This window comes from Paenibacillus sp. NPDC056579, from assembly GCF_042793215.1.
GTDB lineage: Bacteria > Bacillota > Bacilli > Paenibacillales > NBRC-103111 > Paenibacillus_S.
Genome location: NZ_JBHTVD010000010.1, coordinates 97,296 through 109,362, shown reverse-complemented (window position 1 = coordinate 109,362; position 12,067 = coordinate 97,296). Strand labels below are relative to the sequence as shown.

General features: G+C 53.8%; 3 protein-coding genes. All 3 read left to right on the top strand.

From position 1 onward, the window contains the following. Positions 1-114: 114 nt before the first annotated feature. The 3 genes from ACFQ88_RS30315 (at position 115) to ACFQ88_RS30305 (ending at position 11,999) form a co-directional block, all read left to right on the top strand. Positions 115-558, top strand: coding sequence for a small multi-drug export protein (locus ACFQ88_RS30315; RefSeq protein WP_379460217.1), 444 nt, complete (start codon positions 115-117; stop codon positions 556-558). A gap of 386 nt (positions 559-944) precedes the next feature. Further along, the gene (locus ACFQ88_RS30310; protein WP_379460215.1) at positions 945-3,581 is read left to right on the top strand and encodes a winged helix-turn-helix domain-containing protein; all 2,637 of its coding nucleotides are present in this window, start codon (positions 945-947) and stop codon (positions 3,579-3,581) included. 198 nt (positions 3,582-3,779) lie between these two features. Next, positions 3,780-11,999 carry an S-layer homology domain-containing protein gene (locus ACFQ88_RS30305; protein ID WP_379460213.1) on the top strand — a complete coding sequence of 2,740 codons (8,220 nt, stop codon included), beginning with the start codon at positions 3,780-3,782 and terminating at the stop codon, positions 11,997-11,999. Positions 12,000-12,067: the final 68 nt, after the last annotated feature.

Below are 12,067 nucleotides of genomic sequence, written 5' to 3'. Positions count from 1 at the left end.
TCGGATCGTCCTATTTTTCATCTTTCTTGTTACCGGCAGAGGCAGCGAACCGTATAGCTATGTAGCGCTGTATGGTTGTAGGCAGTAAAACTAACATGAAATCGGGTGATTCGAATGAGTGATCTGTTGATGTGGACGTCCGTAGTAGGCACGGGCGTCTTGGAATTATGGGCGGCGATACCGCTCGGCTTCACCTTGAAGCTGAATCCGGTCACGACGGCGGTCTTGAGCGCTTTGGGCTCTATGATCAGTGCGGTAATCGTTATTTTTTTCGGCACCTCGCTGCGCAATTGGCTCATCCGGCGGTTTCAGAGCAAGAAGGGCGGCAGAGGCGGCAGCATGGCCCGGATTTGGGACAAGTACGGCATTCCGGGGTTAGGGTTCTTGTCGCCGTTGCTTACCGGGGCACCATTGGGAGCGGCGATAGGCATTTCGTTCGGAGCGGAGCCGAAAAAGCTGTTTGTATGGATGGCGACCGGGATCATTTTTTGGAGCGCAGTATTGACGTGGGCCGTAGCCATGGGCTTGACCGCATTCATGCCGGGGCTAGCCCTATAGCGATAAGCACGTAAGAGGAGCGGGCTAGGATGAATACGGAGCCGGGAGAGCGAGGCATACTTTAACGGTAATGCCAATGTAAACGAGAGGAGGAGTACCTATGTCCCGCAACAATGCTAACAATAACGGGAAAAAGTCGCAGCCCGGCAACAACCAGGATTCCGAGGTAGCCGGCTCCAGCAATAGGAAGAAGGAATAGCGCGCATGAAGCATCCGACCGCCAGCAATGGCGGTTTTTTTAATGGCCGCTCCTTTGTGAAAGGACCCCGATATAGGTTTTTCTCATTTGTAGGTTACCTTTTGTAACAAAAGCGAAAGGGGAACTTTCGGCTTGTGTAGAATGTGTAAACTAACGTAAATTCCCAGTATAGGAGGACCATTGTCCGGTGAGCCAGTATGACCAAATCAGCCATCCCGGTGCTACCCCGTACCCGCTGCTTAGCACGAAATTATACATTCCCAAGCAGCCGTCTTATCTCGTGACCCGCGAGCATTTATTGAAGAAAATGTCGTGGGCGATGAAGCGGAAGCTGACGCTGCTTACCTCGCCCCCGGGGTTTGGCAAAACGACGATCGTCAGTCATTGGGTGCATAATGAACAAATAAACGCAGGGTGGGTCTCTCTGGATCAGGGGGACAACGATTTAATGAGGTTCTGGAGCTACGTAATCGCCGCTTTCGATCGGCTCCATCCTGGGGTCGGACATAAATCGCTTCCGCTGCTGCAATCGATATCATTCTCATTTGAACAGATGATCGGCTGGCTCGTTAATGACTTGTTTGAAATCGACGGCGAAGTCATTCTTGTACTGGACGATTATCATCTGATCGTTTCGGAGGAGGTGCACCGCTCGCTTGCATTTTTTCTGGATCGGATGCCGCCGCAAATTCATCTTTGCATTATGAGCCGTCAACAGCTTCCCATCCCGGTGGGAACCCTTCGCGTACAAGGTGAGCTGAATGAAATCGGGCTTTCGGATTTGAAATTTTCCGAACGGGAAATATCATCGTTCTGGCATCATCAAACCGGTGATGTGCCTGGAGAATCGTCGCTGAAATTGCTTTCTGAACGTACGGAGGGCTGGGTCGCCGGAGTTCAACTGGCGGTTTTGTCCCATGTATCCGGCCAGCAGGATACACTGAGCCATTTTATGGGGAATCATCGTTATGTGGCCGACTACTTGATGGAAGAAGTAATACTTCACCTTCCCGAACGGCTGCGTCTGTTTTTGCTAAGAACCTCCGTTCTGGAAAGGCTCAATACCGAGCTATGCGCCGTATTGACGGGCGAACAGGTTGAGGAGGGACTCCTGCGGGAAATCGAGAGGTCGCATTTGTTTCTCATTCCTCTCGACGGCGAGGGACAATGGTTCCGGTATCACCATTTGTTTGCCGATTTTCTTCGCAGCCGTCTTAAACAGGAACGAGCCGAGGAACTGGTCACCCTGCATCAGAGGGCAAGCGTTTGGTACGAGCGGCACGGCCTGGTGAGGGAAGCGATCGAGCATGCTTTGGTAGGAGGCGTGACGGAGAAAGCATGCAGCCTCATACAAAGCATCGCGACTGAGATGCTGAAGCTGCGAGAGCTGACAACGCTGCATCGTTGGCTGAAGCAGCTGCCGGATCCGTTCCGGCATAGGCCCGGTCTGCTTATTCTGCAAATATGGACCGAACTGCTGCTGGGCCGCAAGGAGCCATTGGATGAGTATGTGATCTTATTCCAAAAGGCAATGGACCCGCTTAGCAAGGAAGAAGCCGCTCATTATGCGGGAGTTCGGGAGGATCTGGTCGTAGCGCAAATTTATCAGGCGATGCTTGTCGCGGATAACAAGCGCGCATACTCCCTTATGGAAGCATTGGCCATGCGCGAAGATATACCCGAGATCGCGGGCTTGCCCATGCTGTTCGGACTCGGTATGGAGCTTAATGACCGAATCGTTCCTTTTACCCGCGGTTATTACGGTTTCAACGGACAATTGAAGCTCGCCGAGCGATATCACCGGCTATACCATACATTTATTTCCAACCATCATTTCGATAACTTTCCTTTTACGGCTTATCAACGCGCAGCCCTGGGCGAGATTTGCTATGAACGAAACCAATTGACGGAATCGCTGCAGCTGGCGGAGGATGCGATCCGTATCGCCAAGCAAAGCAGCGTATGCGGGGCTTACGTTCCTGCGGTTATCGTACGGTCCAAAATATATTGGGCTCAAGGAGCCGAAGGTGAAGCGCTAACCGTCATCTGTGAAGCGATGGATTGGCTGCAGCAGACGCCCTATCGTTACTCTCATTGGATCGACCTGCTGCAAACCCAGCTCGTTCGCTTTTGGCTGCTCCAAGGCAATACGAGTGCGGCTAATGCATGGCTGGACCATGTCCCCTGGAGCAAGCAGCAGGACTGGAACGACCATCACGAGTTTGAAATGCTGACCTCCATACGAGTATTAATAGGAAAAAAAGAGGTTCAGACCGCCTATACGTGGTCGGAGCGGCTGTTGCAAAAGGCGAAGCGTTCCGGACGCATCCTGACGGAGCTTGAAGCGCTGCTGTGTCTCGCTGAAATTCATCATGAACGGGGGAACCTCCATACATGTATGCTGCATTTGCACGAAGCCCTTATCATCGGTGAACGGGAAGGATATGCGAGAATTTTCGCCGATCATCCTGCGGAGCATTTGTTAAGCCAATATGCCGAAGTGCGAAAAAACCGGTACATGCCGGAAGTCCAGACTCCGGGCGTTTCCTTGCCCTACTTGCAGCAAATCATGGCGCTGTCTTCGGCAACAAGCTTATCCGGCGATCCTGCGGCGCTTGACCGATCAATTGTAGTCCCGTTAACGGCAAGGGAGCAAGAGGTGCTTCAATTAATCGCTGAGGGTTTGTCCAACAAGGCGATTGCGGAAAGGCTCGTCTTGGCTGAAGGTACGGTCAAGCTTCATCTGCATCGGATCTACGGCAAGCTGCAGGTGAACGGGCGTATTCAGGCGATCCAAAAAGCGAGCCAGCTTCGGCTTCATTGAGAGCAATGGCTTAGCTGCTGCCGAGTTGAGTTAGCATAAGCTAAGCAATGATTTCCTTACAGTACGGAAAAAGATATAACCGTCGCATATATCGTTCGTCAGATGGTTCCCGGTACCTCTTCTGATATGATGAAAAAGTTGATATCGACTAAGCTTTTTATCATCTGATTTCATTTCGGAAGGTGTGTGAAGGGAACGATGAAGCGAATATGGGCTTGGATGCTGGTTGTGAGCCTGCTGCTGGAGCTCGCCATTCCGGCAGGGATAACCGCTGAGGCAGAAGCGTCCGGAGCATGGCGGCAGGAGCACGGTGGACCCACCGGCGTTCCGCTGCAAACCGTCAGCCGGAAAATCGGCGATCTGACGGCGGCGGTGATTCCCGCTGTGTATGAAATCCCTGCTTCGCCGAAGGGAAAGGAGCAGGGGAGCACTGTGTCTAAGGCGGTATATCTGCTGCCGGAGGCGCCCCGTTTATTGCCGTTACCTGCCTTGACCAATCTGCAAACGGTCGAGGTTGCCGGAACGGCTGCTTTGCATGCCGTCGTTACAGTATATGCCAGTGTGGGCGGACACCATCGGGAGGAGATCGGGCAAGCCGAAGCATCGGTGGAGGATGGACCGGGCGTAGGACGGTTTCGGCTGACCCTTCCCCTTACGTCGGAGGGGGAGTACAGGGTTACTGCTGCAGCGGAAGTGAACGGACAGGTAAGTCCGGAGTCAGAGCCGGTCCAATTTACGGTCGATCGTACTGCTCCAACGCCCACGTGGGAGGTGCGCTGGACGAATGTAGGCTATAACGAAATAGAGCTGCAGTGGGATCATCCGATGATGGAGGACCCGAGCCATCCGGGCACTTACATAGAAGATCCTACCGTCGATCATTACGTAGTCGAGAAAAACCGCCAAGTCGTTGCCGTCACGAAGGATCGGTACTATTTTGAAGGCGGCCTGGGTGAGATGGAGAAGATAGAATACGGCGTCCGTTCCATCGATAAGGCAGGCAACCAGTCGGAAGAATACAATCTGTGGACATCCACCTTTCATAAAAATGCGCTGCTTGTAGCCAAAATTCCGGATCAAGCGGAATATCGGGAGGCGTACTGGCAGCCGACATTGAGTAAAGACGGCAAATCGGTCGCTTATATCGCCTATGATGCGAATCCGGCTCCGCCCCGACAGAGCGGTTACGGTATTTACGTATACGACATCCCGACAGGGCAAACGGAATGGATTGCCGAAATGTTCGATGTCCAGTACAGGCTAGAAAGCGAGCAGCTGATCGACATCAGTCCGGATGGTCGATACGTAGCCTATTTCGAGAATACGGACAATGGCGGGAACAACGTGGCGGTTTACGATAGAGTGGCGAAAACCAAAGACAGGCTCCCGCACGAATTCGGCAGCATGGCGTTGTCGGTATCGATGAGTGACGATGCGCAATGGCTCGCTTTCTCATCTGTCGCCGATGACGTCGTCAGCGGCGATACGAACGAATATAGCGATGTGTTTCTATATAACCGGTCCAGCAAGGAGCTGAAACGAATTTCCGTTTCCGCTGAGGGCAATCAGGGGAATGATGCCAGCTACAAATCGTTTATGTCCGCTGACGGCCGTTATGTCCTGTTCGTGTCGCTAGCCGGCAATCTGGTCACAGGGACAACGCAGTCCATGTGGAGACTGTACCAGTATGACACAGCAACCGGGAAGCTGGAGTATGTCCCTGCGCTCAGGGAGGGCGGAATTGAGCTTCCCGTCTTCGATCCGAGCCTGTCGTCGGACGGCAGATATATCGTGTTTACTTCGGCATACGGAACCGAGGATAAGAGACTCTATATTATGGATCGTCAGACCGGACGAAGCGAAATCGTAATATCGTTCCCGCGCAATGAGGATATAGGCATCAGGGATCCGAAAATGAGCAGCGACGGTAGATTTATCAGCATGGAATATTACAATTACGATCCCGGCAGCAGACCGGGGCCATTGGGTATGTTTGACTCCCAATGGGGCGCCTTGCGGTATGACCGGGTAAACCAGGAGTTTCAGCGGCTCGGCAACCGGGCTGGAAGCACCTATGATACGAGCTTGAGCGGTGACGGCTCCAGAGTCGCATTTACCGTTGGCCGAAATTCGGTGTATGTCGTCTGCTTTGCGGAAGAGGAGCAATGCGACTTTTCGTCCGGGCAAGAGGATCGGATCATGCGGCCCAGCTGGTCGCTTAATCAATCCGTATCCGGTTTCCCTGTAATGGGCGGCAGCTTTACCGTTCGCGCATACAGCGAAACAGGGGGAAGGCTAGAAGCTCTTGTTGATTACAAGGCACATGCCGGAAGCGGGGCAGTGGCGAAACAGCTTGTATTGCCGATGCCCGAGGCGGCAGGAAGCCCGGGATTATTTCTTGCCCAGGTTCAGGTGCCTTCGGATGCCCTCGAGCTGACCGGGATCAAAATCCGCTTAACTGACGAACCGGAACAGTTTAAGCAATTGACTTCGCTGCCCGTAAAAATAGCAGGGAAGCTTAAGGTGACGATCCAGACCGATTATCCCAATGCTTTGAGCGGTACTTCCGTAAACGTCTGGAGCAAATCGAAGCAGCTTGGTAACCGAAGCAGCCTGTCCAGACAATCCAATGCATGGATTGCTGGGATCGACTTGGCTGAAGCGGACGATTATGAAATCAAGGTTGTCGATTCTTCCGGCAAGATCTTACAGATCCAAGAAGGGATAGCTGTGCAAGGCGGAAGGGAAGCAAGCGTATCGGTTGCCGTTCGTCCGCAGGCTGAGCTTCATGTCAACGTGCGCAAAGATAACAACGGGGCTTCCGGCGAGCAGGTTGAATTTTACGATAGCCAGGATCGGCTGCTGTTCAGCGGTAGAACGGACAGTAACGGAGACATATCGTTGTGGGGAGCACGGTTTGCCGGAGAGACCATCGGCATTCGCGTTGCTGCACGTTCCCCGTATGCTGAGCCGGACAGGATGTCCGTCCGCCTCGAGCCGGGCAGAAATGACCAATCGTTCTCTCTGGTCAAGATGACGACGGGGACGTTAAAAGGAAAAGTGACCGACGAAACAGGAGATCCGGCCGCGAATGCCAAAGTCGAGCTGTTTGCACAAGAAAAGGGATTGTGGCACGAGACGGTTACGGACGAGTCGGGCGTTTACCAGCTTTCAGCAGACGTAGGGAGCTATCTCGTTACTGCGAGCAGCGTTCGTCCGTTTGCCCAATCGATCCAGAGCCGGGTCGTGCAAATAATTCCTGGCGGAGCCTCGGTTGCAGATTTGACACTATATAAGCAAATGACCGGCACCATAGCTATCGATGCCCGAATGAAGCCGATTGACGGCGATTGGCAGCGGATCGATATAGCCGATTGGAGGACGGCTGTACATTACGGCTTGCAGATCAAATCGCCTCGCAGCTCGTTTTACTATAACACGGATAGCGTCATAGGAAATAAGCTGTCCGTAGGCAATTCGACAGAGGGCGATACATTAGGCGTATGCATTAACGGGCGGGAGGCCGGACTGTCCGACCACTGCGATGAACTGGTTCTCGATGAGCGGCTTAGCGGTACGGCGGAGCTTCGTTTGGAGGAGAAGGGAAGAATACGCGGCGTTCTGGTTGGGGAATCGAAGCTGTCCGATTACCGTATTTCGGTCTTTTCCAAAGGGAGCGGGGGATCTTATGGCTTCAGCCATTACGGCAGCATGGACGGGAACGGCAGCTTTGCCGTATCGGTTCCGAAAAGCGGCGATTATCGAATTACGATCAGCAATATATATGGATATTACTGGAACTCCCCTCGAAGCTCCTATTCCATCGATGTAACGGTGGGGGAAGGCGAACTGAGGGATCTTGGCCCGGTATCGATCCCTCCGGCCAATGCACTATTCCAAGGGAAACAGGGCAACGGCTACAATTCTCAGGAAGCAAGAGCTATGCCCGGCGATACGGTGACGATGCGAGGCAGCTACCGGCTTGCTGACGAAGCAGCGGTGAATGATGCTTCCATTGCCGTTTCGGTGCCGGCCGGTACTTCGCTTCTGAACGAAAGCGTCATGCTAAATGGCGTACTCGTCATGCCGATAGTGAAGGATGGCATTGCGACGATTCCTGTTGGCCGGATCGAGAAAGGGATAGACGGCTCTATCAGCTACCGGTTAAAGATCGAAGACCAAGCGTCACCGGATATTCAAGCACAAATGAATATTCAGTATTCGCGGCGCAGCGCGGTTGAGCCCAACGTCGAGCTGCTCGGCACCTCCTTCATCCGGGTCGGCCCTATTACACTGGAAGCTCCCGCCCGGTTTTTGAAGCACACGATGAAAGTGGGAGGGCGTGCGCCTGCTGGACAGACGGTAACTATCTATGCCGACGGGCGGATAGCAGGCCATGCCCAAGCGACACCGGGAGGACTTTGGTACACCGATATTACTCTTCCCGTGAAGGAAGCGGATGCGGTATGGGGAGATATCAGCCGTTACCGGCTCCTTGCCAAGACGGAGAATGAGGAAGGGATGTCCCAGTCGCAATCGGTCATTGTGGCGATAGACCCCAATCAAGCCGTAATGACCAAGTTTACCATGAAGCAAGCCGGCGGACGCGTCATTGAATTTGATCCGGGTGAAGGCATTGCCCGATTCCCATTCGTTATAGTTCCCGGTATGCCTATGCATTTGGCAGCAGCCTTCAACGACCCGGAGAGAGTATCGAACGTGAGGGTGACTATTGGCGAGGAAGAGCTGACGGCGCAATGGAACGAGTCGTCCAAAACGTATGAAGCGATCTTTATTCCTTCAAACGGGGTTGGCACCGGTGTTTATATCACATATGACGAAAAGCCGAAGGATTACAAACCGAGACCGATCCCATCGACGAGGGATTGGGAAGCCTCGCTCAGCGGGCTTCCGGATATTTGGAGCCAGGCCGTCTATGAGACGGTGGAGGAAGAGGAGCTGCCGCCTTCGAAGCAAGCAAGCTTGGCCGACGACGGATATTACCGATCCAAACCGTTGAAGGTGACGTTTCCGACGAAAGATAAAGAAACGCTGTACGTCAGGTGGAAGATGAAGCCTGCGCCCAAACCGGCCGGCACCAGTAATAAACGGATTCCGTATGGGGATTATTCCATGGATGTCAATGAAGCTGCTGGTACCGTCACCATCAAAGCGACACTGCCGGCCTCCTTGTTAAGCCCTCAACAGCAGCAGGAGCTGTCGGCAGCATTTGGCGCCAAAGGAATTGAGGATCATGTAATCAACGTTCTGGAGCTAGTATTTAAAGACAGCGAAGCGTTCGGCAAGTTCGCAACCGGCATGGATTTGAAAGACTATGTCATGGATAGTATGGACTTCGCCAAATACGCGGACGATTTGATTGCATTCCAGGATTATGTCATTAACAGCGAATGTCACAGTCCTACAGTCAACCACTACATTAAGATGACGGATATGCTGTACGAACAGGCGGCAAGAACGTTAATCGTCAAAAATACGATGACCGGTCTCGGTTTGGTTGCAGGAACGCTGACCTTGGCGGTGCCTCCTGTTGGCGGCTTCGTTTTGGCCACTACGTTTACCGTCATCGGGGACATTGCCAAAGACAGCTGGGAGGAGAACTTGAACCAGCTCAAAGCCGAATTCGAGAAGGATAAGCAATGGCGGGACGACATGGCCGCTGCAGGAGCGATAGACCGCTGCAAGAAAAAAGATGATGACGACGAAGATGAAAAGAAAAAACGGCGCAAGGATGACGATAAAGTAGCCGACCCGACATGGATCTGGGATCCGAGCGGGTATGTGTATGAAGCGGTTCCGGATAACCGGGTGGAGGGGGCGACCGCGACGCTGCTTCAGTTGGATCCGTCTTCAGGCCAGTGGCATGTATGGGATTCATCGTGGTTTGGCCAGCAAAATCCATTGATTACCGACAGCAACGGACGCTACGGCTGGGATGTGCCGGAAGGCAAGTGGAAGGTACTGTATGAGAAGGAAGGGTATCTTCCTGCAGAGAGCGCGGAGCTGACCGTATTGCCTCCGCATTTCGATGTCAACGTCCCAATGACATCACTTGAGGCGCCCAAAGTGTCCGTAATTGAAGCTGTGTATGGATCGGGAGTTCAGGTAGGCTTCACGAAGTATATGCTGAATGAGACTGTGACCGGACCATTCTCCATCAAGGTTGAGACGGCTGAAGGCGATGGGATTGCCGGCACGGTAGTGCCTGTCAATCCCCAAATGGATGGGAGCGGCCGGCCGGTCGCCAAGCGCTTCCGGTTCATTCCCGACCCGGCTGACGGCAAGTTCAAACAAGGTGCCGCCTACAAAGTCACCGTGGCTGCACAGGCGTTCAGTTATGCCCACGTGGCAATGGAGGCCGATCAAGTAGCGGATTCGATTATCGTGAAGGCCGCCGATGCGGCTCCTGCTGACGCTGCATCCGGTTTAGTCGCGGCAGGCGGCTCCAAACAAATCGTTGTCGAATGGGAAAAAGCGCAGAACGCCGATTTCAAGGCGTATAAGCTTTATTGGCAAAGCAAGTCGGGGACATCTTCAGGATCCGAGGAAATAAGCGCCGGCCAGTCGTTCGCTGTTTTAAGGGGACTGCAGCACAGTATGACTTACGACTTGAAGCTGGTCACTGTCGGCTACAACGGCATGGAGTCGCCTGGACTCAGGACGTCGGCCGCAACGATAAAGGAGGAAGAGCTCGTCATGGATACAATCGGTCCGGGACAACCGGCCGGGATCGCAATCGTTGCCGACAAGAGCGCACTGACGCTGAACTGGGCGGATCCGGCAGATATCGATTTGCGCAAAATGCTCGTTTCCTGGAAGCAGGAGGGTGATGCCCGGTTCGGCAATCCGGAGTATGTCAATAAGGGCACTCAGACATGGACCGTGAACGGCCTTAAGCCTGGCACCGATTACATCGTTCGCCTTGTTGCTGCGGACACGTACTGGAATGAATCCGCAGCGGCAGAAATAAAAGGCCGCACGCTGAATTATGAGGGACCGGATGAGACGCCGCCGGGTAATGTAACTTCAACGGCCGCCAGCGGAGCGTCGGGGACCATTCACGTGAGCTGGAAGGATCCTGCAGATACGGATCTGGACCATATTCTTATCTCGTGGAAAAAAGAAGGAGCATCCGGAACGTTCACTAATCCGGTCATCGTAGCTAAAGGGACTCAAGCATACGATATGACAGGGCTTCCATCGAACACGCTGTATGAAATCAGACTTGTCGCCGTGGATACGAGCGGCAATGCGGCGCCTGGCGTATCGGTTAGCGCCCGTACTTTTGCATCTAGCCGCTCAAGATCGGGCGGTGGAGTAGGGGGGATTGTACCGCCTGCAGATCCGAACGGATCTGCGGAAGCCGTTACGGTTCCTGTATTTCCGGAAGCCCAAACATGGAGCGGATTCGGCGGCACAGTGAGCCTGAATATTCCGTCGGGAGCCTTTGACGAAGCCGGGCAGTTGACGATTCGGCGTCTGAAGGAAGACGAGGTGGCGATTCCGGCCGCGTTCAACCGATACAGCGAAGCGTTTCAGCTTCAGTTGGATAGGGGGAGTATGGCAAAGCCGGTCAATCTAACGTTGAAATACGAAGCGGCTCAACGGCTTGATTTCGATGCGCGCAAGCTGGGATTGTTCCGGCGGGATGAGGCGAACTTGACCCAATGGCACTATGCAGGAGGAGTGTACGACTCCGGTTCAAGCACCGTTACCGCCAAGATAGACAGCGCCGGTATTTATGCCATCATGGATTACAACCGCAGCTTCGCCGATTTGAACGGTCATTGGTCGAAGCGGGATATGGAGGTGCTGATATCGCGCCGTATCGTGGATGGCATGACGGAATCCGAATTCCAGCCGGATCGTCCGATCACAAGAGCCCAGTTTACAAAGCTTCTTGTTGAGATGACAAAATGGCCGAGTCACGCAGAAGTATCACCGGCTGCTGCAACGGCTTCTACAGCAGCTTCCAGCAGTGCTTCTTCTGCCGTCGAGGAACCGTTCCGGGACGTTCCGAACAACGCATGGTACTACCCGTACATTGCCGAAGCGAAGAAGCGGGGGCTTGTACAGGGTGACGCAGCGGGAGCCTTCCGCCCGGATGAGTCACTAACGCGGGAAGAGCTTGCCGTACTGATTGTTCGTGCCCTGGGACTGGAAGGGCAAGCGGCGGACAAAGCAAAGCAGCTTGAAGCTGCTGATGCCGTTCCGGGCTTCACAGACGGCAGCGCAATTGCCGCATGGGCAGCCGGCTATGTTGAGCTGGCCCGGGAGCAGGCGCTTATCGATGGTGTCGGCGAAGACGTATTCGCGCCGCAGGCAACCGCCTCCCGAGCGCAAGGCGGCGTCCTGGTGTTAAGGGCGATGAGCAAGCTTGGACAGATCGGACATTAAGCGGTACCGGTCAGCTTTTCTCTCTTTAATGGATTGCGGCAGAGGGCTGACCGGGCTGTATTTAGCAG